We start from the raw sequence: 25,393 nt of genomic DNA, 5'->3' as shown, positions 1-25,393 counted from the left end.
TTTTTCTATTGAGCTATTTTTTTGTGCTAACTAAATTAGCCCTATTTGTTATAAGTATGTAAATATAATCCCATGATTTTTATATGGAAACTTGCTTAGTTTAATTGGGTAACTTGATTTAAATAGGCTATTTTCCTGCTTTGGCTGTGCTATGATAGCCGCCCCCTGCAACTGTTTACTATTTATGTGCGTGAGTTTTAATTGCTAATAATTATAAACTGCGGATGGGGATATAATTTATAATGATAAAAATCAGTCGGATAGGCTACTATGCTTTTACTTATTGATAATTACGATTCATTTACTTATAACCTATACCAATACTTTTGTGAATTAGGTGCAGAAGTACTGGTTAAACGTAATGATGAAATTTCTATCGAAGAGATAGAATTACTTGCACCTACACACCTCGTTATTTCTCCAGGGCCTTGCACGCCAGATGAAGCTGGGATTTCACTTGAAGCCATCAAATATTTTGCTGGTAAGATCCCTATCTTAGGCATTTGTCTAGGTCATCAAGCTATTGGGCAAGCATTTGGTGCGACGGTTGTGAAGGCTCGAGAAGTGATGCATGGCAAAACTTCAGCTATTCATCATAATCACCAAGGGGTTTTTAAAGGTCTCAATAGGCCGCTCACTGTTACTCGCTATCATTCCCTCGTCATTGCTGCAGAAACGTTACCCGTCTCTTTCGATGTATCCGCATGGTCATTGAATAATGGCGATGTTGATGAAATTATGGGAATACGCCATAAAACCTTGGCTATTGAAGGTGTTCAATTTCATCCAGAAAGCATTCTGAGTGAGCAAGGTCATGAATTATTGAATAATTTTCTAAAGTACTAAAGGTTACTGATCTCAACAACAAAATATAATTAACCCCTACACTCGCTTTTTTATTGCTCTTTTGTGATTTTTTATTCATATTTAGTGATTATATTTTCACGCGGTATCGGATAAAAAGTAGGTGAGGGGCATGAAAGAACAACAAGCAGTGAATCGGCAAACCTATGATCAGGTTATGTTACCTATTTATTCTCCAGCTGAGTTTATTCCTGTTCGTGGGGAAGGTAGTCGGGTGTGGGATCAGCAAGGTAAAGAGTACATTGATTTTGCTGGTGGGATCGCGGTATTAGCGTTAGGTCATTGCCATCCTGCTTTAGTCACGGCTGTTCGTGAGCAAAGTGAAAAGCTGTGGCATCTTAGTAATATTTTCACTAACGAGCCAGCCTTAACGCTAGCGCAAAAATTAATTGAAGCGACATTTGCTGAGCGAGTGTTCTTCGCTAATTCAGGTGCAGAAGCGAACGAAGCGGCTTTCAAGCTTGCGCGCCATTACGCTATTACTAAGCACAGCCCGTACAAAACAAAAATCATCGCATTTAAACAAGCTTTCCACGGACGCACTTTCTTTACGGTATCAGTCGGAGGGCAAGCCAAATATGCTGATGGCTTCGGACCTAAGCCTGCGGATATTATTCATGTACCATTCAATGACCTCGAAGCGGTCAAAGCGGTTATTGATGAAGAGACTTGTGCTGTCGTATTAGAGCCAGTTCAAGGTGAAGGTGGTGTAACAGCGGCAACACAAGAGTTTATGGAAGGTGTTCGTAAACTGTGTGATGACAATAAAGCATTACTTGTCTTTGATGAAGTGCAAAGTGGAATGGGTCGTACAGGCCAATTATTCTCTTACATGCACTATGGTGTGACTCCCGATATTCTCACGACAGCCAAAGCACTCGGTGGTGGTTTTCCAATTAGCGCAATGCTGACGACTACTGAAATTGCTCAAGCCATGGGACCGGGGGCGCATGGCACAACGTATGGGGGAAATCCGTTAGCTTGCGCTGTGGGTAATGCCGCCTTCGATATTATCAATACCAAAGAAGTTCTTGATGGTGTGGCTAAACGTCGTGAATGCTTTGTTGCTCACCTCAATAAGCTCAATGACAAGTATGGTATTTTCTCTGAAATCAGAGGAATGGGGCTGTTAATTGGTGCGGAACTCGATGGTAAACTGCAAGGCCGTTCAAAAGATATTTTACAGGCTTGTGCAACTGAAGGGTTAATGATGTTAAGTGCTGGGCCAAATGTCTTACGCTTTACACCATCATTAATTATTTCTGAAGCAGAAATAAATAGTGGAATGGCGAAATTAGAACAAGCTATTAGTCGCTTATTCTCTTAATTTTGCTATTGAGTCTAAAATAATTTATATAGCTCGTTCAGTTATGTATAAAAATATTTCGAATCACATACAAGAGTATGTGATTCGGGTATTTGTAATGGTATTTAAATTCATTATTTTTATTAGGTTATGATTATAACTTTATAATTTATCGATAAATAAATAACTGATTTTTTGGTAGTGATTAAGTGAGTCGCGTTGTGTTTTTTTATTTTTCTATATTACCGTAATTAAATTTTACTCTATCTTGTTATTTATCTTCGTCAATTTTTTAAGTTGATTATTTATCGTATTCACTCATCGACTATCTCCGTATCGCGTCTATATACAATTCGAGTTATGTATAAATATAAAAAAGCCACTTCATATCAATGATATAGAGTGGCTTTTAAACAAGGCCCAGCAATGAGTGAGCTAGGCTGATATGTTAGTTAGCGGGTACCATAAACTACAATGGTTTTACCATGTGCAGAGATAAGGTTTTGGTCTTCCAGCATCTTTAAGATACGACCAACGGTTTCACGCGAGCAACCGACGATTTGGCCGATTTCTTGGCGTGTAATTTTAATTTGCATACCATCAGGATGCGTCATTGCATCGGGTTGTTTAGCTAAATTGAGAAGCGTTTGAGCAATACGACCAGTTACATCTAAGAAGGCAAGGTTACCAACTTTTTCTGACGTGGTTTGGAGGCGGCTTGCCATTTGCGCAGAGAGGCGCATAAGAATATCAGGATTAACCTGAATAAGCTGACGGAATTTTTTGTAAGAAATTTCAGCGACTTCGCAGGCACTTTTTGCTCTGACCCAAGCTGAACGTTCTTGCCCTTCTTCAAATAACCCTAGTTCACCAATGAAATCCCCCTGATTTAAATAGGAGAGAATCATTTCTTTGCCTTCTTCATCTTTGATTAAAACAGCAACTGAGCCTTTAACAATATAGTAAAGGGTTTCTGCTTTCTCACCCTGATGAATCAGAGTGCTCTTGGATGGATACTTATGAATATGGCAGTGTGACAAAAACCATTCAAGAGTAGGGTCTGTTTGTGGCTTGCCGAGAACCATTAGCGTTATCCTCTGTATGTTAATACAGCCATCCGGTCAACGATAACCAGAAAAGCTGGTTTTAAAGTCGCTAGCTTAGCATATTAATTTGCATTATAGGGCAAGTTAATATCAAGGCTATAATATAATTAATTGAAACCTTGAGTTTTGATCTTATCGGTATTAATTAGAACTTTGTTTGTAACATATTCAATTCGGAAAGTCTTGGCTTTATCGATTCAGCGCAATAAAGCAGCTCTATGAATTAATGTGTTTGTGTGAGAATGTCATACTTTAGATAAATATTTTTCGAAGGGGAATAGAATATGGAAGCAAGAGTTAAATGGGTAGAAGGCCTCTCTTTTTTAGGTGAATCTGCATCAGGTCATCAAGTTATGATGGATGGTAATGCAGGGGATAAAGCGCCTAGTCCAATGGAAATGGTACTGATGGCTGCGGGTGGTTGTAGTGCAGTTGATGTGGTGTCTATTCTCAAAAAAGGGCGTAATGACGTTAGCGGTTGCGAAGTTAAATTAACTTCACAGCGTAGAGAAGAAGCACCGCGTTATTTTACTCATATCAACTTACATTTTATTGTGACGGGTAGTGATCTAACAGAAAAAATTGTCGAGCGTGCAGTTCAGCTTTCTGCTGAAAAATATTGTTCTGTATCTTTAATGTTAGAAAAAGCAGTGAAAGTAACCCACAGTTTTGAAATAAAAATTCAATAATAATTTCATTATATATATAATTTTTTTAATTTATGATGCTTATTTTTAAATAATGATAAGCATCATAAATTTTTTAATCGTGTTTTCGTTGGATTAACTTTTCAACTAATGGCGTCATAATGAGTTCCATAGCGAGGCCTAATTTTCCACCGGGAACAACAATAGTATCTATTGCTGATATAAATGAACCACTTAACATTGACAGTAAATAAGGGAAATCAATGTGCTCCAATCCTCTAAAACGGATCACAATAAAACTTTCATCTTGTGAAGGGATTACTTTAGCTGAAAAAGGGTTTGATGTATCAACTGTGGGGACGCGTTGGAAGTTAATATGAGTGCGTGAAAACTGGGGGGTAATATAGCTAATATAGTCGCCCATTGAACGAACAACAGAATCCATTACAGCTTCTCTAGAATGTCCTCGTTCTGTTGTATCGCGGATGAGCTTTTGAATCCATTCTAAGTTAACGATTGGAACTACACCTACTAATAAATCGACATGTTGCGCCACATTATTTTCAGGTGTAACGACTCCACCATGCAATCCTTCATAGAATAAAACATCGCTATTTGATGGAAGGGATTCCCATGGTGTAAAGGTGCCTGGCTGTAAACCGTATGGAACTGCTTCGTCATAGGTGTGAAGGTATTTACGTGATTGGCCATTGCCATGTTGGCTATAATCTAACAAAGTTTGTTCTAACAGTGAAAAATCATTCGCTTCAGGGCCGAAATAACTGATATGTCGACCTTGCTCTCTTGCTTTACGGATAGCCATATCCATTTCAGGCCGAGTATAACGGTGAAAACTATCGCCTTCTAAGGTAGCAGCTTGAATATTTAATTGATGGAATATTTTGCGAAATGCCTGACTTGTGGAGGTGGTTCCAGCACCACTAGAACCGGTTACTGCAATTATTGGGTGCTTTTTGGACATCGTGAACTCCCTGTGCTGCGTTTGCATTCAGGCTTATTTAAAGCTATTAGCAAAACGAATTTACGGGCGAAATTGATTGTTAGGCATGAAATTAACAGATTCATGCAGTTCTGACCAGACTAGCACAACCTCACCAGAAACTAATTGCCGTTTCACATCCTCGACCTTTTGTTGTAACGTTTTTTCATGTACACCATAATCAGTTCCTTCGCGTAGAACATAGGTTTCGATTAGGTTTTCCAATGTTTCAGGATCTAAATCTTTCCAAGGAATAATCATGATTTTTGTCTATCTAAATAAGTCGTTAGCCATTGTGGAATGCGTTTTTCTAACCACATTTCTGGTTTTCTAAATGTGCCACTGACAAAGCCAACATGTCCACCATGTTCAGTCATTTGATATTCAATATTGGCGGGTAAATGCGCTAAGTCAGGTACGACTTCAGGAGCCATAAATGGATCATCTTTAGCGTGAATAATCAGTGTTGGTTTAGTGATTTTAGGTAATTTTGGTAACGCACTACACTTTTGATAATAGTCTGTCGCGTCATCAAAGCCATGAATTCTTGCCGTGATCACATCATCAAATTCACGAATACGCTTTAATTGCTTTAATTGTAATAAATTGAGCGGTAATGAGCCTGGATAGCGTACGAGTTTGCGTGTGGCATTACGCTTTAAGCCATTGAGTAAGTAGCGTTGATAGAATTGGGAAAGGCCTTTTTCCATTCGTAGTGAACAAGGTTCTAACATTAAAGGTGCAGAAACAATCACTCCGGCATCAATATCCGCATTCTCACCACTTTCAGCCAAATAGCAAGCAAGCATATTTCCACCGAGGGAATAACCGACAGCGGCTGTAGGAACATCCCCCCAAGTCTGTTTTAGCCAGCGCAAAAAGTAGCTAGCATCACTGGTTTCACCTGAATGATAAATACGCTTTTGGCGATTAGGTTCACCAGTACAGCCCCTAAAGTGCATAATAACACCAAGCCAGCCTTGCTTTTGGGCGCTTTCAAGCATGCCATGGGCATATGGACTTTTAAAGTTACCTTCTAAACCGTGAAAAATGACTAAGCGTGGCTTATCACTTGCCAGCTCAGGAGGTTCACTCCAAGCGAGATCAATAAAGTCACCGTCTGGTAACTCTAGTCGCTGCCAAATCGGCTTAATTTTCGGTTTACGCCGAAAGATCCTTGGCAGCAATGTTTGAAGATGTGGATTTTTGGCCCAGTTTATTGGGCGAAAGTTTTCTGACATAGCCTTATTTAATTTAGTGATGCCCTTGTGGGGCACATAACATACTGTTATTTTTTTGTGATGCAAGTGCGCTTTAATTTTGGAGTACGATTATAAATGAGTCTTGGGCTAATTTTTTCTCTTTTTACGTTTTTATTCATTGCTGCGGTGACGCCCGGACCGAATAATATGTTATTAACGTCAGGTACTGCAAATTATGGTTTTCGTCGTAGTGTTCCCTTGTTATTAGGGATAATGCTTGGAATGCAATCCATACTGTACTTCTCTGCGTTTGGTGTTGCTGCGCTTTTATTGCTTTATCCTGCGTTACATACTGTAATGAAAGTTGCAGGAAGCCTTTATCTATTGTGGCTGGCATGGAAAACAGCGACGGCAAGTTACTCGCCATTAAAAACAGATAGCACCGCATCTAGAAATGTAAAATGGTATCAAGGTGGTTTATTACAATTTTTAAATCCAAAGGCATGGATGATGGGGTTAGGTGCTGTTGGGAGTTATAGCTTGCCCGGTGAACTTTTTATTCAATCGATTATTGTCATGAGCATTACGGTATTTACTGTCAACTTAATCGCTGGATTGATTTGGATGGCGGGAGGATCATTAATCGGTTATTTTCTACGAAGTCGTCGTGCTTGGTTTATTTTTAACTTGGTGATGGGGCTATTAACTGCCGCTTGCGTTCCACTAATTTGGCTAGAATAATATTATCATCATGATGGGGGGAAGCTTAGCTCCCCCCTTATTTATTTAATCCAAATCGACATCTTTTGTGCCGAAGAAATAAGTAAAGATAAAGCCACACACATAAGCAACAGCAATGCCACCAACATAGACTGACATACCAGCAAATACACCTTGTGCTGATGTCATCAGGGGGATAGCCACTAACCCTGATGGACCAAATACAGTGTTAAGTCCGATAGGTAATCCCATCCATGCAACTAAACCGAGAAAGAATCCGCCCGCAGCTCCACCTAAACATGCAGTGACGAAAGGTTTTACTCGCGGTAATGTGACACCGTAAATCAGTGGTTCACCAATACCGAGAAAACCTGGAATAATCGCGCCACGAATTTGATTGCGTAAAATAGAGTCTTTTTTCGCTTTAGCATACAGAGCAAGTGCGGCACCGACTTGACCAGCCCCAGCCATCGCTAAAATTGGGAATAGTGAGTTAAAGCCTTGAGCATCGACCAGTGCAAAATAGACGGGAACAAAGCCTTGGTGTACACCAAACATTACTGCTATCAAGAACAAGCCTGCTAATATTGCTGTACCGAATGGGTTGCCATTTAAATGCATAAATAACCACGACATACCACTAAATAGCCAGCTTCCTAATGGCATGATGACAACATAGGCTGCTGCACCAACAATCAGTAATGTAATGGTTGAGGTTAAAATCATGTCGAGGTTTGCAGGGATAATCTTACGGACTTGTTTTTCAACCCATGCACCAAAGATACAGGCGATAAGAACACCAATGATACTGCCTCGTGGATCGATTTCCCAACCGAAAAAGTTGGTCATCCCAGAGAATACACCCGTGGTTGCGCTTGGGTCATAACCAAGTATGAATAAGGCTGCGATGATAGCGCCATTGACGCCACTTCCTCCAAACGCTTTTTGCGCATTATAACCAATTAAAATACTTAAGAAGCTAAACAAACCTTTACTGAAGACGGACATATACAGGATCATGTGAACGCCGAATGTCTGTTGTTCAGGTGCTTTAGGTAAACCGCCAGGAAAAAAGGTTTGAGTCGCTAATGTGGCAAATCCAAGTAGTAAACCTGCCGCAATAAAGCCTGGAATTAATGGAGTAAATATGGTGGCAAACTTGGATAAAAAACGATGAACTGCACTGGTTTGTTTTTGCTTCATCTGTTGTTTATTGGAAGAAGCTAATGTATTCAGATTGGTTTCTAATGAGTCATCTGATTTAGCAGACTCCACAGTTTCACCACTTTCCAAAATCTGGTTCATTAAATCAGATGCTGTCTGTGCTTTACCCGGCCCGAGTACAATTTGTAGCTGTTCATCACTTTCAATTACCCCAAGCACTCCGGGGATTTGTTTGATTGCTGCTTTATCGACAAGTTGGTCATTATTCAGAGTCAAGCGTAAGCGGGTCATACAGTTACCGCAGTTCCTGATATTTGTGCTTCCACCGACCTTTTGCAGAATTTCCTGCATCATTTCTTTTGTTATTTTAGCCATGTCATTTACCCTACCAGTTCCCGCGAGTTAAACGGATTTAGCGACATTGAGAGCTATGCGAATAAACCCATTGTTGTCTGCTAGCAATTGACGCGCCTCTTGTGCATTGAGCCCAGATAGGATCATCAGAATTGCAGTTTTACAGTTCCGTTGACATTGTTGTAATGCGTTATCCGCTGTTTGCCTGTCACATTCAGTGGCTTCCATTACGATTTTGACTTGTCTTTCAACTAATTTTGCATTAGTTGCTTCTACATCAACCATTAAATTGCCGAAAACTTTACCAATACGGATCATTGAACCAGTCGTAATCATGTTGAGTACTAGTTTTTGTGCGGTACCTGCTTTCATACGGGATGAACCTGTAACCACTTCTGCACCAACAATAGGTGTTATAGCAATATCTGCGGCACTGGCAACAGGGCTATTTGGATTACAGCTAATTGATGCAGTTACTGCACCAATCTTGCGCGCATAAGCTAGCGCACCTAATACATAAGGTGTGCGACCACTCGCGGCGATACCAACTAACACATCGTTATTACAGAAGTTAATATCGATAAGGTCTTGCTCACCTAATTCTGGTTTATCTTCTGCGTTTTCTACTGCGCGGAAAATGGCTTGATGACCACCAGCGATTAAACCAATCACTTGCTCATGAGGAGTTCCATAAGTAGGGGGGCACTCACTCGCATCTAAGATACCTAAACGACCAGATGTACCAGCACCTGAGTAAATTAATCTGCCACCTTTTAGAAAAGCTTCCGCGACTTTATCGACGAGCTGTGCGATTTGCGGTAGCGTTTTTTCGACCGCTAATGGCACTTGCTTATCTTCATTATTGATGACCTGCAACATATCGAAAGTTGATAATTGATCGATATTGGTACTCGCAGTATTACGGCTTTCGGTTACCATTTTGCTTAAATCAATGGTCATAACAAATTACTCCTACTTAAGTTAATGAACGAATATTAAGGAATTATTTATTCCAGTGATGTGATAATGATCACGGCGTTATCTATTCTAAATGGCCAATATGAAAGAATACTTTGTGATGAATTAGATTAATAGACTAAATAACCATTTGAATATAAATGATTAAATTATAGTAATGAGGTTATTTACTGAGGAATAATTTATTTTTTATCTTCAAAATATAAGGATTTTGGATGACTTTACTGGATACGATTACGTGCTTATTACCAAGGCTTGCAGAAAACCAACGCAAAATAGCGCAGTTTATTCTCGAAAAACCAGAGCGAGTATTGAATTTATCATCACAGCAATTGGCCGAAACGTTGAATGTTAGCCAATCTGCAATTGTTAAATTTAGTCAAAAAATCGGTGTGAAGGGATATCCAGCGTTGAAATTAGCGCTCAGTGAGATAATCGGTCGTCAGCATCTAGAAGATGTTAATCCTCATGTGAACCTACATAACCGTATCACTCAGAGTGATAATCTAATGGTAGTGGCACAAAAATTAGCATTAGAGAAAAATTATTCTATTACCGAAACGACGCGTCATATTGACTTCAAGTTATTTGAAAAAATTGTTGAAAGTATTGATAAATCACAGCGAGTACAAATCGTTGGGATCGGTGGTTCGGGGTTAACGGCGAAAGATTTAAGTTATAAATTACAAAAAATTGGAATTACCACACTCGTTGAGTCAGATCATCACGTACAAATTGCAGCAGCGCTGACACTGACGCCTAATGATACTCAAATAGTAATTTCTTTTTCGGGTAAGCGTAAAGATATGCTGACCGCAGCAGGCATTGCTCGCAAGCAAGGAGCTAATGTTATTGCTATCACACGTAGTCGGCTCTCACCATTAGCGCAATTATCCACTCATGTGCTCGAAAGCATTGCCGAGGAAAATGAGTGGCGCAGTTCATCTATCTCATCTAGAACGGCACAAAATACTCTGACTGACTTGTTATTTATGGCATTGCTTCAAAAACGTGAAGCTCATGCGAAAATGTTAGTGATGAATGCAAGAGTCATGATTAACAAATTAGATGAGTGATGGATTAAAAAATACAAATTCATTTTAACCACGAGTCAGCGCTCTATTTTGCTTAATAGGCAGATTTGCGCTAAGACTAGAGTAACGTATTTAACTCATAAAGGAAGGTTAATGAGAGCACTCATTGTTTATACAGAACTTACAGATGAAGACTCAGTCATCAGCCATGCAGTGGCACGTCTTGCCAGTGAGCTGAATGAAGAACATGTTGAAACGGTGATTATTCGCGACTTTGAAGATGGTTTAGCATATATTCGCTCGAATACTAGTATCGATTGTTTGTTATATGGGCGAGATATGAGTGACCGTGGCGAGCAAGACCAAGCGCATCGCCTCATTACACAATTACACCGCAGGCAAGAAGATGTTCCTGTCTTTCTACTCAGCGATCGTGAAGAAGCATTGATTGCTTTTGACCGTAAAATGATGGAGCAGGTTGATGAGTTTGCTTGGATCCTTGAAGATTCAGCTGATTTTATTGCGGGTAGAGTCCTTGCTGCTATTCAACGTTATCGTTCTCAGCTTCTTCCCCCGTTAATGAAAAGTTTAATTAAATACAGTGACGTGCATGAGTATTCATGGGCAGCTCCTGGCCATCAAGGTGGCGTGGGCTTCACTAAAACCCCTGCGGGGCGAATTTATCATGACTTTTTCGGTGAAAATTTATTTCGTACTGATATTGGTATTGAGCGTGTCGCGGTAGGTTCGTTGCTCGATCATACGGGAGCATTTGGTGAGTGCGAGAAGAATGCTGCACGTATTTTTGGTGCTGATCAATCCTACTCAGTGGTCGTAGGAACATCAGGTTCGAATAGAACCATTATGCAGGCGTGCATGACAGATGATGATGTCGTTGTGATTGATCGTAACTGCCATAAATCTATCGAGCAGGGGCTGATCTTAACTGGAGCGAAGCCAATTTATTTGATCCCAAGTCGCAACCGATACGGAATTATAGGCCCTATTTATCCTCAAGAAATGTCATCTGAAGCTATCAAGTCTAAAATTGCTAGCAATCCACTGACCGTTGATAAAATAGGTCAAAAACCTGCTTATAGTGTTGTTACCAACTGCACTTATGATGGTGTTTGTTACAATGCACGCAAAGTGCAAGATTTACTGGATAGTTCTTTAGATCGCATTCATTTCGATGAAGCTTGGTATGGTTACGCGCGTTTTAACCCGCTTTATCGTGACCATTTTGCCATGCGAGATGAAGAACGTGACGAAAATCAGCCAACAATATTTGCCACACACTCCACGCACAAATTACTCAATGCACTGTCGCAAGCTTCATTTATTCATGTACGTAATGGGCGTAATTCAATTGATTTTAATCGTTTTAATCAAGCTTATTTAATGCATTCAACCACATCACCGTTATATGCCATCTGTGCTTCAAATGATATTGCCGCAGACATGATGGATGGCAATAGTGGGCGCTCATTAACGGATGAAGTGATCCGCGAATCGATCGACTTTCGTCAATCATTGGCCTTTTTGTATAAAGAATTTATTAATGATGAAGAGTGGTTTTTCAAACCATGGAATCAGGAAATGGTCAGAGATCCTGCGACTGGGCAGCGTTATGCATTTGAAGACGCACCTGTTGATCTATTGATGAAAGAGCAAAGTTGTTGGGTGATGCATCCTGAAGATAAATGGCATGGTTTCCATGATATTCCCGATAATTGGGCAATGCTTGATCCGATAAAGGTCAGTATATTGGCACCGGGGATGGGAGATGATGGGCAATTACTTGATACTGGGGTTCCGGCAGCGTTGGTCACAGCATGGTTGACTCATTATGGTATTGTGCCGACAAGAACCACTGATTTTCAAATCATGTTTTTGTTTTCTATGGGAATTACCAAGGGTAAATGGGGAACATTAGTGAATACGTTACTGTCTTTTAAGCGTCATTACGACAGTAATACGGCATTGAAAAAAGTGCTTCCTGAAGTTGTCGAATCTGCACCTGATATTTATGGTGAAATGGGCATACGTGATCTCGGTGACAAAATGTTTGCTTATTTACAAAAAAACAATCCCGGTTCGTTATTGAATCAGGCTTATTCTCAGCTTCCTGAAGTGATGATGAGTCCGCGAGATGCTTACCAAGAAATAGTCGCGAATCGTGTTGAAGCAGTTCCTGTTAATAAATTAGCGGGTCGAGTAGCTGCTAACTCGATAATTCCTTATCCTCCGGGTATTCCAATGCTGTTATCTGGTGAAAACTTTGGTGAGGAAAATAGCCCACACATTCACTATTTACGTAGCTTACAATCATGGGATAGTGAGTTTCCGGGCTTTGAACATGAAACAGAAGGTACTGAGATTATTGATGGTTGTTATCATGTAATGTGTGTTAAATAACGCAAGGCTATAAGGTAGTAAAGAGAGAAGGGGGTCAATTAATTGACTCCCTATTAATTAAGCGGCTAAGCGTTAGATTCAAGCTCAGTTGTCATGGCTTCTAGCTGCTCTTGCAGCTCCATCCACTCCATTTCAACTTCTTCTAATGCTGATTTTTGCTCAGTTTGCTTCTTCAAACACTCTGATAATTGTGTTTTGCGTTCTTGCTCATAGACAGCAGGATCTGAAAGCATTGTCTCCAATTCAGCTAGTGCCGCAGAATGTTTTTCCATTTTCTTTTCTAGCTCAGTCAACTTCTTACGGATAGGTAGAGTTTGCTGACGAAATTCCGCTTCACGGCGCTTCTGGTCTTTTCTATCTTGGGCAGTCACTGTCGCAACGCTAGCAGGACGCTCTTTCTCTTGCTGGTCGCGGACTTGTTGCTGATCTATTTTATTTTGCTCAGCTAGCCACTGTTGGTAATCTTCTAGGTCGCCATCAAATTGCTCGACTAAACCATCATGGACTAAATACAAGTCATCAGTTGTTGAACGTAATAAATGCCTATCATGCGATACCACCACTAATGCACCTTCAAAATCCATCAAGGCTTCGGTCAAGGCTTGGCGCATGTCTAAGTCAAGATGGTTAGTTGGTTCATCCAGCAGCAATAGGTTAGGTCTTTGCCAAACAACCAATGCGAGCACTAGACGGGCTTTTTCTCCACCAGAGAAACGGCCGCTTGGATCAGTTACTTGGTCGCCTTGGAAGCCAAAACCCCCTAAATAATCACGTAATTTCTGCTCAGTTTCTTGCGGTGCAAGCCTTGCAAGGTGCTGTAAAGGCGATTCATCAGCATGTAAATATTCAAGCTGATGCTGGGCAAAATAGCCTAATTTTATGCCTTTAGACAGAGATATAGTGCCCTGTAATGGTTCTAAGTCACCCGCGAGCATTTTAATTAATGTCGATTTACCCGCGCCATTACGGCCTAATAGACCAATACGTGAACCCGGTACTAAATTCAATTTAATTGATTTTAAGATAATTGTATCGGCGTAACCGGCACTGACTTTCTCCATTTTCAGTAATGGATTGGGCAAGTTTTCTGGTTTGCGAAATGAAAAATGGAATGGGTTATCGACGAGAGCGGGTGCAACCATCTCCATTCTTTCGAGCATTTTTATACGGCTTTGTGCTTGTTTAGCTTTTGTGGCTTGTGCTCTGAAGCGATCGACGTAGCGTTGTAAATGTGCCGCTCGAAGCTGTTGGCTTTCATACAATGATTGTTGCTGAGCCAGTTTAGTTGCTCTTTGACGTTCAAATGACGAGTAGTTACCCGTATATTCAAACATGCTCTCTTGTTCAATATGCAGAACTTTGTCAATAATCGGGTCAAGGAAATCGCGGTCATGCGAGATTAATATTAATGTGCCAGAATAGCTTTTTAACCATTTCTCTAACCAAATCACCGCATCTAAATCAAGGTGGTTGGTCGGTTCATCGAGGAGCAATAAATCTGAGCGACAAAGCAGCGCCTGCGCAAGGTTGAGACGCATTCGCCATCCACCAGAGAAGGATTTCACCGGTTCTTGTAATTGATTTTGGCTAAAACCAAGGCCATGCAACAGACTAGATGCGCGTGAACTGATAGTCCATGCATTGATGGCATCGAGCTGGCCGTGTAGAACTGCAATCGCGTGGCCATCATTTTTCTCATTAGCCAATTGCAATTGCTGTTCAAGAGCACGAAATTCACGGTCGCCATCGATGACATACTCAAGGGCGGGGATATCAAGTGCAGGAGTTTCCTGATTGACCCAAGCTAAAGCCCATGTGCTTGGATATGTGGCGGAGCCAGCTTCAGCTTGTAGCTCACCTTTAAGTAAGGCGAGCAGTGTCGACTTTCCACAGCCGTTTTTACCTACCAACCCGACTTTTTGACCGGGATTAATAGTAGCAGTGGCATTGTCGAGTAAAACACGTACGCCACGGCGAATTTGTAATGAAGAGAAAACAATCATAGCTGCCGTCAATTGAAAATATGTTAAATTAAAATATACCCTCAGTTTTTTAACGGGCATGCAGTGATTGCTGCCATACAAAATACTGGGCGTAAAAAATGATATTTGTTAGGGGCTGTTGATCTTTGAGAGCCAATTTTTAATTGAACCCAAAGAGCACTTTTATTTGCTGTTTGGTTTTGTATTGATGTTTTTTTAATCACATCAATAGATGGCATAATGGCATTGCTGTTATGTCAATCAATTAGTGTAGTAAAAATACGCAGCAAAGATCAATAGCTCCTGCGAGCATGGTAACGGAAAATTATCCGTCTGACACGCCTTTGAGGGGGGAAGATGTCAAATAAGCCGAAAGTATTAGTGCTCTACGCACATCCAGACTCTGAGGAGTCTGTCGCAAACAAAGCCTTGTTAGAGGCAATAGAGGATTTGGAGCATGTCACGGTGCATGATTTGTATGCGATTTATCCTGATTATTTTATCGATGTGACAGCTGAGCAGAAACTGTTGTGCCAATATGACGTCATTGTCTTTCAGCACCCGCTTTATACCTACAGTTGCCCAGCCTTATTAAAAGAGTGGTTTGACCGTGTTTTAACTCGCCGTTTTGCGACAGATGTCGGTTATCAAAAATTAAAAGGGAAATATTGGCGATCAATCATTACGACTGGTGAGCCACAAGAAGCTTATCAACACGGAGGATACAACCGTTATCCACTCAATGAGATTCTACGCCCCTTTGAACTGACAGCGGCGATGTGTGATATGCAATGGTTGGAGCCGAGTGTGATTTATGCGGCGCGAAGGCAGAATAAAGATCAATTACAACAAATTATTGCAGGATACCGTGAGTGGTTGCAGCAGCCACTGCAAACAGGAGGCTTATCCTAATGGAACAACTCAACCTGTTTGAGTCGGTGATTATTTTTCTCTGTGCTGGTGTGGTGATGGTGCCTATAGCGCAGAAAATTCGTTTGGGTGCAGTGCTCGGTTATCTTCTTGCGGGGATTGTTATCGGGCCTTTTGTCTTTGGTTTTATTCGTAACGTTGATGACATTCTCCATTTTTCTGAAATGGGGGTGGTATTCCTGATGTTCTTGATAGGGCTGGAACTTAAGCCTTCAAAGCTTTGGGAATTACGTCGTTCTATTTTTGGTGTGGGTGCGGCTCAAGTACTTGTGACTGCCGCCATCATGGGTGGGCTACTCTTTTTAGCTAAATTTTCTTGGCAGGCCGCAGTAGTAGGTGGGCTCGGAATGGCCATGTCATCAACAGCGATGGCATTACAGCTGATGAATGAAAAGGGCATGTCTAACAAAGAGAGTGGGCAACTTGGCTTTTCCGTGCTGCTATTCCAAGATATGGCCGTGATCCCGATTATGGCATTAATTCCTCTTTTGGCTGGCGATACTGCAAGTAATGATTGGTATCGTATTGGCTTAAAAGTTATCGCCTTTGCTGGGCTATGGGTTGTAGGTCGTTACTTATTGCGTCCACTGTTTCGCCTCGCCGCTAAATCAGGCGTTCATGAAATTTTTACGGCAGCAGCACTGCTTGTCGTTCTGGGTTCAGCGTTAATAATGGAAAGCCTTGGATTTTCGATGGCGCTTGGAACTTTCATGGCGGGTGTCATGTTGGCAGAGACTGAATTCCGTCACGAGTTAGAAATTAATATTGAACCGTTTAAAGGCTTACTGCTGGGATTGTTTTTTATCTCCGTAGGTATGTCGCTAAATCTGCAAATTCTCTGGTCGTATCTACCTCAAGTATTGCTTGGTGTGGTGATTTTGGTCGCAGTCAAAGCGCTGGTACTTTATACCCTCAGTTGGGTAGCTAAATTACGCAATGGCGCACGAGCACAGTTTTCTGGTGTACTAAGCCAAGGCGGTGAGTTTGCTTTTGTTATTTTTGCGACAGCTTCCGGGGCTAGCGTGATTGATGAAATGCAAATGGATCTTTTGCTAGTAGTGGTCACTCTTTCTATGATGACAACGCCTCTTGTGATGCAGCTGATAGATGCCTATCTTAACTATCGTTATAATCGCCAACCCGCCTCAACTGAAAAGCCATTTGTCGAAGATAATGACCCACATGTTATTTTGGTCGGTTTTGGGCGTATGGGGCAAGTGGTCGGGCGCTTATTGATGGCGAATAAAGTCAAAATAACGGTACTTGAACAGGATGTCACGGCAATTAGCACTATGCGTCGTTATGGTTATACGGTCTATTACGGTGATGCACGGGAATTACAGCTTCTGCGATCTGCTGGCGCTGAAAAAGCAAAAGCGATTGTGATCACCAGCGATGTACCTGAAGAAGTGATGGAAATTGTGCGCTTATGCCAAGATAATTTCCCTAATTTGCATATTATTGCAAGAGCTAAAGGTCGTGTAGAAGCTCATGAGCTTCTACAAAGTGGTGTACAAGATTTTAGCCGCGAGACGTTTTCTAGTGCATTGGAACTCGGCAGTAAGGCATTGATCAGCACAGGTATGCATCCTCATAAAGCTTATCGTGCTAAACAGCATTTTCGTCGACTAGATATGCGAGTGCTAAGAGAAATCATTCCTGAAAATGAAGGGGATAGCGGCCAAATTTCCCGTGTAAAAGAGGCTCGGCGTGAATTAAATGAGCTGTTTGAAAAAGAGATGCTAAGAGAGCATAGGCAGCCGCACAGTTGGAACCGTGATGAATAAAGGATAGTCAAATGTCGTCAACACGTAAGCGATTTATTGCAGGTGCAACCTGTCCTAAATGCCAATCACAAGACACTTTGATGATGTGGCGGGAAGATAAGATTGATATTGTTGAATGTGTAAAATGTGGGGAGCAACAGCGTCAAGTTAACGATGATGCAACGCCTCATGTGAGAAAACAGGAAAAAGTAATCGGAATTTTCACTCCGGAATGAGAGAATTTTGTCAATTCTCAATACAGCTGTCTTGTTTTCCGGTACAATTATCAAAATTTTTTTGCCTGATGGTTAGTAGGAGATGTCATGAAAGTAGCAAACGATTTGGTAGTCAGCTTGGCTTATCAAGTAAGAACAGAAGATGGTGTTTTAGTTGATGAGTCCCCGGCAAATGCGCCACTCGACTATCTACATGGCCGCGGTTCTTTAATTTCTGGCCTAGAAAAAGCATTAGAAGGTCGTGCTGTTGGTGATCACTTTGATGTTGAAGTTGAATCAGATGACGCTTATGGTCAATATGATGAAAATTTAGTTCAGCGCGTACCAAAAGATGTATTTATGGGTGTTGAAGAGCTGGAAGTTGGCATGCGCTTCTTGGCTGATACTGATATGGGTCCAGTACCTGTCGAAATAACTGGTATTGAAGGCGATGAAGTTATCGTTGATGGTAACCATATGCTGGCAGGCCAAAACCTGAAATTCAATGTTGAAGTCATGGGTATCCGTGAAGCAACTGAAGAAGAATTAGCACATGGTCACGTTCATGGTGCTGACGGCCATGATCATGATCACGAAGGTGGTTGCTGTGGTGGTGGTCATAGCCATGGTGAAGAAAGCGGCTGTTGTGGTGGTGGCAAAAGTGAAGATCACGGCCATAAACACGGTGGTTGTGGTTGCCACTAAGCAACAATATATTAAAAAAAGGAAAGCCTAGGCTTTCCTTTTTTGTATTTGCTACCGGTCCACATTAGTAATGTGGTGGAGGTGTCTCTTCATCTGGCCTGGCAAGGTGAGATGACTGAGAGGATTTAATTCTTTCGGCCACAAAACGTATATGCTCTTGCATTTTAGATAGCTGCATTTGCTGATCCGTAATGATTTGGTTGAGCTGTTCGATGGTAATTTCTTGAAAAGCAATTTTGCTTTCTAAAAGTTCAAGACGTTGCTCAAAAGTGTCAGATGAATCCATTTTAGGTTCTCCTTATGGCTTCTCATCATAAAAAAATCATCATAATAACCGAACATTACAAATCAATAGATAAGTTTTAGTTAAAGAGATAGGCGTTGAAACCTCTTTTTGTTAATGTTGTCTAAGTAGTCATTCTGTTACTTATGATTCTATGCTTGAAATAATTCGAGTTGCATGTTGACGATAAACGAAGCTTGTTCGCGAATATCAATGATAATGTGAATCGAATTGTTGAGTACAGTTAACGACGATGCAATTTGAAGTCTAGCGAGTATATACTGAAAAAGGTTTACTCATAATAAAGAATTAGGTAACAACTTATAATAATAGAAATCGGAGATTAGGATGAAATCACTGTTTAAGGCAAGTCTTCTGGCAACAACATTAGCATTAGCTTTTGCTGCTCCCCAAGTGATCGCGGCTGAAACAACCGCAAAAGCGCCAACAAGTAGCGCATTTAAATCAACTGAAGAACGTAATGCTTATGCATTAGGTGCATCTTTAGGTCGTTATATGCAAAACTCATTGGATGAGCAAAAAACGATTGGCATCAATTTAGATAAAACACAGCTACTGGCTGGTGTTCAAGATGCATTTAACAATAAAAGCAAAATGACAGATGCAGAAGTTGAAGAAACACTGCGTCAGTTCGAAGGCCAAGTCAAAGAAGCTGCTGAGAAAAAAATGAAAGATCAATCAGCTGCTAATGAAAAAATTGGTGCTGAATATCGTGAAAAATATGCTAAAGAAAAAGGCGTAGTTAAAACTAAATCAGGCCTGTTGTACAAAATTGAAAAAGAAGGAACGGGTGCTAAGCCTAAAGCTGACGATACTGTTGTTGTTCACTACAAAGGTATGCTGACTGACGGAACTGAGTTTGATAGTTCATATGGACGCAATGAGCCTCTGACTATTCCATTAAACTCAGTGATTAAAGGTTGGACTGAAGGCTTAGTCAATGTCAAAAAAGGTGGTAAAATCCAGTTAGTTATCCCTGCTGACCTTGCTTATGGCGAAAACGGTGTACCTGGTATCCCTGCAAATTCAACACTGGTATTTGATGTTGAATTGTTAGATATCAAACCAGCTGCAAAATAATTTTGTGTCGCAGTCTAAAAAACCCAGCTTGTCTGGGTTTTTTGCGTTAAGGCACTATTAATTTTTTTTGTTTAATTTAATAAATAAAACAAAAAACTTGAGTAGCATATTGATTACTTGCATGTAATTGTAAAATATACCATCCAAATTGATTTTGAATAAGCTTATTGTTTATTTGCTAGAAATAATGGTTTTTATGTTTAAAACTTGTGATAAAACAAACTGTCTTGTACTCAACTGCTTGACGGCGGCTTCCCGTAGTTTTAACTTCACTATATTCAGCTTTTCTATTTCTCACTGTATTTGCTGACGACAAACAATAAAATGAAGGTAAAAGCATCGAACAATTAACGCCTCATTAGTCAGCGCGGTGAATTTTCGTACATTCGAAGGATGGTGTTTAAAAATGTCTAACTCAGTACTTTCAAACGATCACAATGATATCAATTTATTGGATAACGAGCCTTTTACACAGACTGATCATGAAATTCTAAAATCCTATGAAGCTGCTGTTGATGGTTTAGCTATGTTGATCGGTGGACACTGTGAAATAGTCCTTCACTCTTTGGAAGATTTAAAAAGTTCAGCTGTTAGAATAGCGAATGGACAACATACAGGACGTAAAATTGGCTCCCCAATTACAGATCTTGCGTTGCGAATGCTGCATGAAATGGCAGATGAAAAATCAAATGTATCAAAAGCGTATTTTACAAAAGCAAAAAGTGGCGATTTAATGAAATCAGTCACGATTGCTATCCGTAATCGTAACCAACGTGTTATTGGCCTTTTATGTATTAACATGAATCTTGATGTGCCTTTTTCTGAAATTATTAAAAGTTTCGTTCCTGAAGAAAAACAAGAAATTACTTCAGACGTCAACTTTGCATCTTCAGTCGATGACCTTGTTGCTCAAACATTAGAGTTCACCATTGAGGAAGTCGGTGCAGACCGTAATGTCTCTAACAATGCAAAAAACAAACAAGTGGTGCTCAATCTGTATGAGAAAGGTATTTTTGATATTAAAGATGCGATCAACCAAGTCGCAGATCGTCTAAACATCTCTAAACATACGGTTTATCTCTATATTCGTCAGTTCAAGAGTGAGGAATGAGTACACAAAATCTAACTTACTGCCTGCTAGTGACGGGGCCTGCTTATGGTACTCAACAAGCATCGAGTGCTTACCAGTTTGCGAATGCATTGCTCGAAGAAGGGCATAGCTTAAAAACACTTTTTTTTTATAGTGAAGGGGTTTCTAATGCTAATGCATTTACATCACCAGCAAATGATGAGTTCAATTTAATCAAAGCATGGCAGCAACTTGCGAAAAAATCAGGTTGTGAAATGCATATTTGTGTTTCCGCGGCATTGCGTCGTGGAGTTACAGACAAAGAACAGGCTGACATATTATCACTTATTGCCAGTAACATAGGTGATGGTTTTATCATGAGTGGATTAGGCAGTCTTGCTGAAGCCATGATAACCACAGATAGAACGATTCGCTTTTGAGGTTATGAATGAAAAAATTTGCTTTTGTTTTTACATCAATGCCTCATGGAAATGCCAGTGGTCGAGAGGGGTTAGATGCGCTACTTGCTACCTCGGCGCTGACTGAAGATATTAGTATTTTTTTCCTATCAGATGGTGTCTGCCAGTTACTTGCTAATCAAAAACCAAATGAAATTCTAGCGAGAGACTATATTTCTACATTCAAAATATTGCCTCTTTACGATATCGATAATATTTATCTTTGTGCTGATTCTCTAAAAGATAGAGGGATTTGTGAGCATAGCGAGTGGGTTGTTGATGCCAGTGTCATCAGTGCGAAACAAATAAGAGATAAACTATTTGATTGTGATGTTGTGCTTAAATTTTGATCTGTTGTAGGATCTTCTCTATGCTTTATACTATAGCGACTTCACCTTTTCATTGTGACTTTACGGCAATCTTACGGCTTATAATGCCTGATAGTGCAGTTTTACTGATTCAAGATGGTGTCATTGCAGCGGTTCATCAGTCAACGCATCTTAGTCAACTCCAGCAAGTAGGCGCACAAGTTTATGCATTAGAGGCTGATGTTAATGCCCGTGGGTTGCAGAATATGATTTCAAAAGATGTGATTTTGGCCTCATATCAGGATTTTGTTCAGCTAACTGTTGTCCATAAACAGCATTTTGCCCTATAAAGACGTTAAAAGTTGTATATTTCTTGACACCTGAGCCAGTCGGCAATAAAATTTCGCGTCCTCGTGTATTGTCATACTGGCGAACGAGGTTGAAATCCGTGTTTACGAAGCAAAAAACCAGGAGCTTTTTTAATAATGGCAACTATTAATCAGCTGGTACGCAAATCTCGTAGCTCGAAAGTTGTTAAAAGCAACGTTCCAGCACTGGAAGCATGCCCGCAAAAACGTGGCGTATGTACTCGTGTATATACTACCACTCCTAAGAAACCAAACTCAGCACTACGTAAAGTGTGCCGTGTTCGTTTAACTAACGGTTATGAAGTTTCTTCCTACATTGGTGGTGAAGGCCACAACTTGCAGGAACACTCCGTAATCCTGATCCGTGGCGGTCGTGTTAAAGACTTGCCAGGTGTGCGTTATCACACCGTTCGCGGCGCGCTGGACTGTTCTGGTGTTAAAGACCGCAAACAAGCCCGCTCTAAATACGGTGCTAAAAAGCCTAAGGCTTAATGGATTCCGTTAAGTAAGGCCAAACATTTTAATCTTAATGTCAAAATACTCTTGTAGAGTTTTGGACAAACCTGAATTAACAACGGAGTAATATCCATGCCACGTCGTCGCGTAATTGGTCAACGTAAAATTCTTCCAGATCCTAAGTTCGGATCAGAATTACTGGCCAAGTTTGTGAATATCCTGATGGTAGACGGGAAAAAATCTACTGCTGAAGCAATCGTATATAACGCGCTTGAGACCCTGGCTCAGCGTTCTGGTAAGACTGAACTTGATGCATTCGAATTAGCACTGGATAACGTGCGTCCGACTGTTGAAGTTAAATCCCGCCGTGTTGGTGGTTCAACTTACCAAGTTCCTGTAGAAGTTCGTCCGGTTCGTCGTAATGCTCTGGCAATGCGTTGGATCGTTGATGCTGCTCGTAAACGCGGTGATAAGTCAATGGCTCTGCGCCTGGCAAACGAATTATCGGATGCAGCAGAGAACAAAGGTTCCTCTGTTAAGAAACGTGAAGACGTTCACCGTATGGCAGAAGCTAACAAGGCGTTCGCTCACTACCGTTGGTAATTGCACCAAGTTAGTGATGTTTCTTAGGGTAGCCTTTCGCTACCCTTTATATGATGAATTGAACGCCCACGAGAGAGGAAAACATGGCCCGTCAAACGCCCATATCGCGCTATCGTAACATCGGTATCAGTGCACACATCGACGCCGGTAAAACAACAACGACTGAACGTATTCTGTTTTATACAGGCGTAAACCACAAAATTGGTGAGACGCACGAAGGTTCTGCAACTATGGACTGGATGGAGCAGGAGCAAGAGCGTGGTATTACTATCACGTCTGCAGCAACTACTGCTTTCTGGTCTGGTATGGCAAAACAGTTCCAGCCACACCGTGTTAACATCATCGACACCCCAGGACACGTTGACTTCACAATCGAAGTAGAACGTTCAATGCGTGTTCTTGATGGCGCAGTAATGGTTTATTGTGCAGTTGGTGGTGTTCAGCCACAGTCTGAAACTGTATGGCGTCAGGCTAACAAATATAAAGTTCCACGTATTGCGTTCGTTAACAAAATGGACCGTATGGGGGCTAACTACCTGCGTGTTGTTGAGCAATTGAAAACACGTTTGGCAGCAACTGCAGTTCCACTGCAATTACCAGTTGGTGCTGAAGAAGCATTCACTGGTGTTGTTGACTTGGTCAAAATGAAAGCGATCAAGTGGAGCGATGAAGATCAGGGTGTTACCTTCGAATACGAAGAAATTCCTGAAAACATGCAAGAACTCGCTGAAGAGTGGCATAACTTCTTAGTTGAATCCGCAGCAGAAGCATCAGAAGAACTGATGGAAAAATATCTGGGCGGTGAAGACCTGACAGAAGAAGAGATCAAAGCAGCTCTTCGTCAACGCGTTCTTGCAAGCGAAATTATTCTGGTTACCTGTGGTTCTGCATTTAAGAACAAAGGTGTTCAGGCGATGCTAGATGCTGTTATCGAATACTTACCAGCTCCAACTGATGTTGCGGCAATTAATGGTATTCTGGATGATGGTAAAGATACTCCGGCTGAACGTCATGCAAGTGATGATGAGCCGTTCTCTGCACTAGCATTTAAAATTGCAACTGACCCGTTCGTTGGTAACTTAACGTTCTTCCGTGTCTACTCTGGTTTAGTAAACTCAGGTGACACTGTATTGAACCCAGTTAAGTCTAAAAAAGAACGTTTTGGTCGTATCGTTCAGATGCACGCAAACAAGCGTGAAGAGATTAAAGAAGTTCGCGCTGGTGACATCGCGGCAGCTATCGGTCTGAAAGATGTTACTACTGGTGATACTTTGTGTGCTATTGATGCACCAATCATCTTAGAGCGTATGGAATTCCCAGAGCCAGTAATCTCTGTTGCAATTGAACCAAAAACTAAAGTTGACCAAGAAAAAATGGGTATCGCATTGGGTCGTTTGGCTCAAGAAGATCCATCATTCCGCGTATCAAGTGATGAAGAAACGGGTCAAACCATCATCGCTGGTATGGGTGAATTACACTTGGACGTTCTGGTTGACCGCATGCGTCGCGAATTCAAAGTTGAAGCGAACGTTGGTAAACCTCAAGTTGCTTACCGTGAAACTATCCAGATTCCAGTTCAGGATATTGAAGGTAAACACGCTAAACAGTCTGGTGGTCGTGGTCAGTATGGTCATGTCATTATCGATATGTACCCACTTGACAAGAAAGACAAAGACGGCGAAGCGATGAACTATGAGTTCGTCAACGAAATCAAAGGTGGTGTAATCCCTGGTGAATACATCCCTGCCGTTGATAAAGGTATCCAAGAGCAGCTGAAATCAGGCCCATTAGCTGGCTACCCTGTAGTTAAATTGGGTGTTCGTCTGCATTTCGGTTCATACCATGATGTTGACTCATCTGAACTGGCGTTTAAACTTGCTGCATCACTGGCATTTAAAGACGGCTTCAAAAAAGCGAAACCTGTTCTACTTGAGCCAATCATGAAAGTTGAGGTGGAAACACCTGAAGACTACATGGGTGACGTAATTGGTGACCTGAACCGTCGTCGTGGTATAATTGAAGGTATGGATGATATGGCTACTGGCAAAATCGTTCGTGCACAAGTACCATTGTCAGAAATGTTCGGTTACGCTACTGACCTGCGTTCACAGACTCAAGGTCGTGCTTCATACTCAATGGAGTTCTTGAAGTACAATGAAGCGCCAAACAACGTTGCACAAGCTGTTATCGAAGCTCGTAACGCAAAATAATCGGTTTTAATCGATTTAACTACTTTAATTAAGTTCTCTCTTCAGAGTGAAGAGGGAACTCCATAAGGAATAGAGTCGTGTCTAAAGAAAAATTTGAACGTTCAAAACCGCACGTTAACGTTGGTACAATCGGCCACGTTGACCAT

The 25,393-nt window shown here is 41.1% G+C and carries 27 protein-coding genes and 1 pseudogene; 19 read left to right on the top strand and 9 right to left on the bottom strand.

Annotated features, from left to right (window positions below):
• Positions 1-270 precede the first annotated feature (270 nt).
• A complete protein-coding gene (locus OOA_RS14335; protein ID WP_008912873.1) occupies positions 271-846 on the top strand; it encodes an aminodeoxychorismate synthase component II in 576 nt (191 codons plus the stop codon).
• Between the two features lie 130 nt (positions 847-976).
• A complete protein-coding gene (gene argD, locus OOA_RS14330; protein ID WP_008912872.1) occupies positions 977-2,191 on the top strand; it encodes a bifunctional acetylornithine/succinyldiaminopimelate transaminase in 1,215 nt (404 codons plus the stop codon).
• Between the two features lie 431 nt (positions 2,192-2,622).
• Here argD and crp read toward each other — a convergent pair whose 3' ends face one another.
• The gene (gene crp / locus OOA_RS14325) at positions 2,623-3,255 is read right to left on the bottom strand and encodes a cAMP-activated global transcriptional regulator CRP (protein ID WP_004923862.1); all 633 of its coding nucleotides are present in this window, start codon (positions 3,253-3,255) and stop codon (positions 2,623-2,625) included.
• Between the two features lie 305 nt (positions 3,256-3,560).
• Between crp and OOA_RS14320 the strand changes: the two genes are divergently transcribed.
• Entirely contained in the window at positions 3,561-3,965 is a 405-nt protein-coding gene (locus tag OOA_RS14320; RefSeq protein WP_008912871.1) for an OsmC family protein, read from the top strand.
• Positions 3,966-4,038: 73 nt separating this feature from the next.
• Here OOA_RS14320 and OOA_RS14315 read toward each other — a convergent pair whose 3' ends face one another.
• The 3 genes from OOA_RS14315 to OOA_RS14305 are packed head-to-tail and all read right to left on the bottom strand — an operon-like array spanning position 4,039 to position 6,164.
• Complete coding sequence (locus tag OOA_RS14315) at positions 4,039-4,905, bottom strand: phosphoribulokinase (RefSeq protein ID WP_008912870.1); 867 nt, start codon at positions 4,903-4,905, stop codon at positions 4,039-4,041.
• Between the two features lie 60 nt (positions 4,906-4,965).
• The gene (locus tag OOA_RS14310) at positions 4,966-5,184 is read right to left on the bottom strand and encodes a YheU family protein (protein WP_008912869.1); all 219 of its coding nucleotides are present in this window, start codon (positions 5,182-5,184) and stop codon (positions 4,966-4,968) included.
• Positions 5,181-6,164, bottom strand: a complete 984-nt coding sequence (locus tag OOA_RS14305) for a hydrolase (RefSeq protein ID WP_008912868.1) — start codon at positions 6,162-6,164, stop codon at positions 5,181-5,183. The genes OOA_RS14310 and OOA_RS14305 overlap by 4 nt, the downstream gene beginning before the upstream one ends.
• A gap of 96 nt (positions 6,165-6,260) precedes the next feature.
• On the opposite strand from OOA_RS14305, the gene OOA_RS14300 reads away from it, so the two are divergent.
• The gene (locus OOA_RS14300) at positions 6,261-6,866 is read left to right on the top strand and encodes a LysE family translocator (RefSeq protein WP_008912867.1); all 606 of its coding nucleotides are present in this window, start codon (positions 6,261-6,263) and stop codon (positions 6,864-6,866) included.
• A gap of 45 nt (positions 6,867-6,911) precedes the next feature.
• Here OOA_RS14300 and murP read toward each other — a convergent pair whose 3' ends face one another.
• Both murP and murQ read right to left on the bottom strand, forming a co-directional pair.
• Positions 6,912-8,384 carry a PTS N-acetylmuramic acid transporter subunit IIBC gene (murP, locus tag OOA_RS14295; RefSeq protein ID WP_008912866.1) on the bottom strand — a complete coding sequence of 491 codons (1,473 nt, stop codon included), beginning with the start codon at positions 8,382-8,384 and terminating at the stop codon, positions 6,912-6,914.
• 27 nt (positions 8,385-8,411) lie between these two features.
• Positions 8,412-9,323: an N-acetylmuramic acid 6-phosphate etherase gene (murQ, locus tag OOA_RS14290; protein WP_008912865.1), complete on the bottom strand. Its 912-nt coding sequence runs from the start codon at positions 9,321-9,323 to the stop codon at positions 8,412-8,414.
• 233 nt (positions 9,324-9,556) lie between these two features.
• Here murQ and OOA_RS14285 point away from each other — a divergent pair, with 233 nt between their 5' ends.
• Together OOA_RS14285 and adiA are read left to right on the top strand one after the other, a co-directional pair.
• Positions 9,557-10,417 carry a MurR/RpiR family transcriptional regulator gene (locus tag OOA_RS14285; RefSeq protein ID WP_008912864.1) on the top strand — a complete coding sequence of 287 codons (861 nt, stop codon included), beginning with the start codon at positions 9,557-9,559 and terminating at the stop codon, positions 10,415-10,417.
• A gap of 111 nt (positions 10,418-10,528) precedes the next feature.
• Positions 10,529-12,793, top strand: a complete 2,265-nt coding sequence (gene adiA / locus OOA_RS14280; protein WP_008912863.1) for an arginine decarboxylase — start codon at positions 10,529-10,531, stop codon at positions 12,791-12,793.
• A 65-nt stretch (positions 12,794-12,858) separates the two neighbouring features.
• Here adiA and OOA_RS14275 read toward each other — a convergent pair whose 3' ends face one another.
• Both OOA_RS14275 and OOA_RS20645 read right to left on the bottom strand, forming a co-directional pair.
• Positions 12,859-14,796: an ABC transporter ATP-binding protein gene (locus OOA_RS14275; protein WP_008912862.1), complete on the bottom strand. Its 1,938-nt coding sequence runs from the start codon at positions 14,794-14,796 to the stop codon at positions 12,859-12,861.
• Between the two features lie 41 nt (positions 14,797-14,837).
• On the bottom strand, positions 14,838-15,014 hold the full coding sequence (locus tag OOA_RS20645; RefSeq protein WP_158467577.1) for a hypothetical protein: 177 nt from the start codon (positions 15,012-15,014) through the stop codon (positions 14,838-14,840).
• A gap of 118 nt (positions 15,015-15,132) precedes the next feature.
• On the opposite strand from OOA_RS20645, the gene kefG reads away from it, so the two are divergent.
• From kefG to slyD, 4 genes are all read left to right on the top strand, one after another.
• Positions 15,133-15,687 (top strand): glutathione-regulated potassium-efflux system ancillary protein KefG, encoded by a 555-nt coding sequence (kefG, locus tag OOA_RS14270; protein WP_008912861.1) that lies wholly within the window; start codon positions 15,133-15,135, stop codon positions 15,685-15,687.
• Positions 15,687-17,492: a glutathione-regulated potassium-efflux system protein KefB gene (gene kefB / locus OOA_RS14265; RefSeq protein WP_008912860.1), complete on the top strand. Its 1,806-nt coding sequence runs from the start codon at positions 15,687-15,689 to the stop codon at positions 17,490-17,492. Before kefG ends, kefB begins: the two co-directional genes overlap by 1 nt.
• An 11-nt stretch (positions 17,493-17,503) precedes the next feature.
• Positions 17,504-17,707 (top strand): YheV family putative zinc ribbon protein, encoded by a 204-nt coding sequence (locus tag OOA_RS14260; protein WP_008912859.1) that lies wholly within the window; start codon positions 17,504-17,506, stop codon positions 17,705-17,707.
• Positions 17,708-17,794: 87 nt separating this feature from the next.
• Positions 17,795-18,391 carry a peptidylprolyl isomerase gene (slyD, locus tag OOA_RS14255; protein ID WP_008912858.1) on the top strand — a complete coding sequence of 199 codons (597 nt, stop codon included), beginning with the start codon at positions 17,795-17,797 and terminating at the stop codon, positions 18,389-18,391.
• A 64-nt stretch (positions 18,392-18,455) separates the two neighbouring features.
• Here slyD and OOA_RS14250 read toward each other — a convergent pair whose 3' ends face one another.
• Complete coding sequence (locus OOA_RS14250) at positions 18,456-18,677, bottom strand: SlyX family protein (RefSeq protein ID WP_008912857.1); 222 nt, start codon at positions 18,675-18,677, stop codon at positions 18,456-18,458.
• 345 nt (positions 18,678-19,022) lie between these two features.
• Here OOA_RS14250 and fkpA point away from each other — a divergent pair, with 345 nt between their 5' ends.
• The 9 genes and pseudogenes from fkpA to OOA_RS20345 form a co-directional block, all read left to right on the top strand.
• Entirely contained in the window at positions 19,023-19,775 is a 753-nt protein-coding gene (fkpA, locus tag OOA_RS14245; protein ID WP_008912856.1) for an FKBP-type peptidyl-prolyl cis-trans isomerase, read from the top strand.
• 406 nt (positions 19,776-20,181) lie between these two features.
• Positions 20,182-20,886, top strand: a complete 705-nt coding sequence (locus OOA_RS14240) for a helix-turn-helix transcriptional regulator (protein WP_008912855.1) — start codon at positions 20,182-20,184, stop codon at positions 20,884-20,886.
• Positions 20,883-21,284, top strand: a complete 402-nt coding sequence (gene tusD / locus OOA_RS14235; RefSeq protein ID WP_008912854.1) for a sulfurtransferase complex subunit TusD — start codon at positions 20,883-20,885, stop codon at positions 21,282-21,284. Before OOA_RS14240 ends, tusD begins: the two co-directional genes overlap by 4 nt.
• An 8-nt stretch (positions 21,285-21,292) precedes the next feature.
• Positions 21,293-21,652 carry a sulfurtransferase complex subunit TusC gene (gene tusC / locus OOA_RS14230; RefSeq protein ID WP_008912853.1) on the top strand — a complete coding sequence of 120 codons (360 nt, stop codon included), beginning with the start codon at positions 21,293-21,295 and terminating at the stop codon, positions 21,650-21,652.
• Between the two features lie 20 nt (positions 21,653-21,672).
• A complete protein-coding gene (tusB, locus tag OOA_RS14225) occupies positions 21,673-21,960 on the top strand; it encodes a sulfurtransferase complex subunit TusB (protein WP_008912852.1) in 288 nt (95 codons plus the stop codon).
• Between the two features lie 135 nt (positions 21,961-22,095).
• Positions 22,096-22,470, top strand: coding sequence for a 30S ribosomal protein S12 (gene rpsL, locus OOA_RS14220; protein WP_004923923.1), 375 nt, complete (start codon positions 22,096-22,098; stop codon positions 22,468-22,470).
• Positions 22,471-22,566: 96 nt separating this feature from the next.
• On the top strand, positions 22,567-23,037 hold the full coding sequence (gene rpsG / locus OOA_RS14215; RefSeq protein WP_008912851.1) for a 30S ribosomal protein S7: 471 nt from the start codon (positions 22,567-22,569) through the stop codon (positions 23,035-23,037).
• 83 nt (positions 23,038-23,120) lie between these two features.
• Positions 23,121-25,247 (top strand): elongation factor G, encoded by a 2,127-nt coding sequence (gene fusA / locus OOA_RS14210; protein ID WP_008912850.1) that lies wholly within the window; start codon positions 23,121-23,123, stop codon positions 25,245-25,247.
• 77 nt (positions 25,248-25,324) lie between these two features.
• Positions 25,325-25,393 (top strand): annotated as a pseudogene (locus tag OOA_RS20345) (GTP-binding protein); the annotation flags it as partial.

It is taken from the genome of Providencia burhodogranariea DSM 19968 (assembly GCF_000314855.2).
GTDB classification, from domain to species: Bacteria; Pseudomonadota; Gammaproteobacteria; order Enterobacterales; family Enterobacteriaceae; genus Providencia; species Providencia burhodogranariea.
This window is presented reverse-complemented; position numbering and strand designations above follow the sequence as displayed.

Bases quoted from the DNA above. Each gene is read 5' to 3' on its own strand.
- OOA_RS14300 (WP_008912867.1), top strand. From the start codon at position 6,261: ATGAGTCTTGGGCTAATTTTTTCTCTTTTTACGTTTTTATTCATTGCT.
- tusD (WP_008912854.1), top strand. From the start codon at position 20,883: ATGAGTACACAAAATCTAACTTACTGCCTGCTAGTGACGGGGCCTGCT.
- rpsL (WP_004923923.1), top strand. From the start codon at position 22,096: ATGGCAACTATTAATCAGCTGGTACGCAAATCTCGTAGCTCGAAAGTT.
- OOA_RS14320 (WP_008912871.1), top strand. From the start codon at position 3,561: ATGGAAGCAAGAGTTAAATGGGTAGAAGGCCTCTCTTTTTTAGGTGAA.
- fusA (WP_008912850.1), top strand. From the start codon at position 23,121: ATGGCCCGTCAAACGCCCATATCGCGCTATCGTAACATCGGTATCAGT.
- murQ (WP_008912865.1), bottom strand. From the start codon at position 9,323: ATGACCATTGATTTAAGCAAAATGGTAACCGAAAGCCGTAATACTGCG.
- OOA_RS14275 (WP_008912862.1), bottom strand. From the start codon at position 14,796: ATGATTGTTTTCTCTTCATTACAAATTCGCCGTGGCGTACGTGTTTTA.
- OOA_RS14305 (WP_008912868.1), bottom strand. From the start codon at position 6,164: ATGTCAGAAAACTTTCGCCCAATAAACTGGGCCAAAAATCCACATCTT.
- OOA_RS14335 (WP_008912873.1), top strand. From the start codon at position 271: ATGCTTTTACTTATTGATAATTACGATTCATTTACTTATAACCTATAC.
- fkpA (WP_008912856.1), top strand. From the start codon at position 19,023: ATGAAATCACTGTTTAAGGCAAGTCTTCTGGCAACAACATTAGCATTA.
- OOA_RS14260 (WP_008912859.1), top strand. From the start codon at position 17,504: ATGTCGTCAACACGTAAGCGATTTATTGCAGGTGCAACCTGTCCTAAA.
- rpsG (WP_008912851.1), top strand. From the start codon at position 22,567: ATGCCACGTCGTCGCGTAATTGGTCAACGTAAAATTCTTCCAGATCCT.
- murP (WP_008912866.1), bottom strand. From the start codon at position 8,384: ATGGCTAAAATAACAAAAGAAATGATGCAGGAAATTCTGCAAAAGGTC.
- OOA_RS14250 (WP_008912857.1), bottom strand. From the start codon at position 18,677: ATGGATTCATCTGACACTTTTGAGCAACGTCTTGAACTTTTAGAAAGC.
- OOA_RS14285 (WP_008912864.1), top strand. From the start codon at position 9,557: ATGACTTTACTGGATACGATTACGTGCTTATTACCAAGGCTTGCAGAA.
- OOA_RS14310 (WP_008912869.1), bottom strand. From the start codon at position 5,184: ATGATTATTCCTTGGAAAGATTTAGATCCTGAAACATTGGAAAACCTA.
- argD (WP_008912872.1), top strand. From the start codon at position 977: ATGAAAGAACAACAAGCAGTGAATCGGCAAACCTATGATCAGGTTATG.
- OOA_RS14315 (WP_008912870.1), bottom strand. From the start codon at position 4,905: ATGTCCAAAAAGCACCCAATAATTGCAGTAACCGGTTCTAGTGGTGCT.
- OOA_RS20645 (WP_158467577.1), bottom strand. From the start codon at position 15,014: ATGCCATCTATTGATGTGATTAAAAAAACATCAATACAAAACCAAACA.
- slyD (WP_008912858.1), top strand. From the start codon at position 17,795: ATGAAAGTAGCAAACGATTTGGTAGTCAGCTTGGCTTATCAAGTAAGA.
- OOA_RS14240 (WP_008912855.1), top strand. From the start codon at position 20,182: ATGTCTAACTCAGTACTTTCAAACGATCACAATGATATCAATTTATTG.
- tusB (WP_008912852.1), top strand. From the start codon at position 21,673: ATGCTTTATACTATAGCGACTTCACCTTTTCATTGTGACTTTACGGCA.
- crp (WP_004923862.1), bottom strand. From the start codon at position 3,255: ATGGTTCTCGGCAAGCCACAAACAGACCCTACTCTTGAATGGTTTTTG.
- kefB (WP_008912860.1), top strand. From the start codon at position 15,687: ATGGAACAACTCAACCTGTTTGAGTCGGTGATTATTTTTCTCTGTGCT.
- tusC (WP_008912853.1), top strand. From the start codon at position 21,293: ATGAAAAAATTTGCTTTTGTTTTTACATCAATGCCTCATGGAAATGCC.
- adiA (WP_008912863.1), top strand. From the start codon at position 10,529: ATGAGAGCACTCATTGTTTATACAGAACTTACAGATGAAGACTCAGTC.
- kefG (WP_008912861.1), top strand. From the start codon at position 15,133: ATGTCAAATAAGCCGAAAGTATTAGTGCTCTACGCACATCCAGACTCT.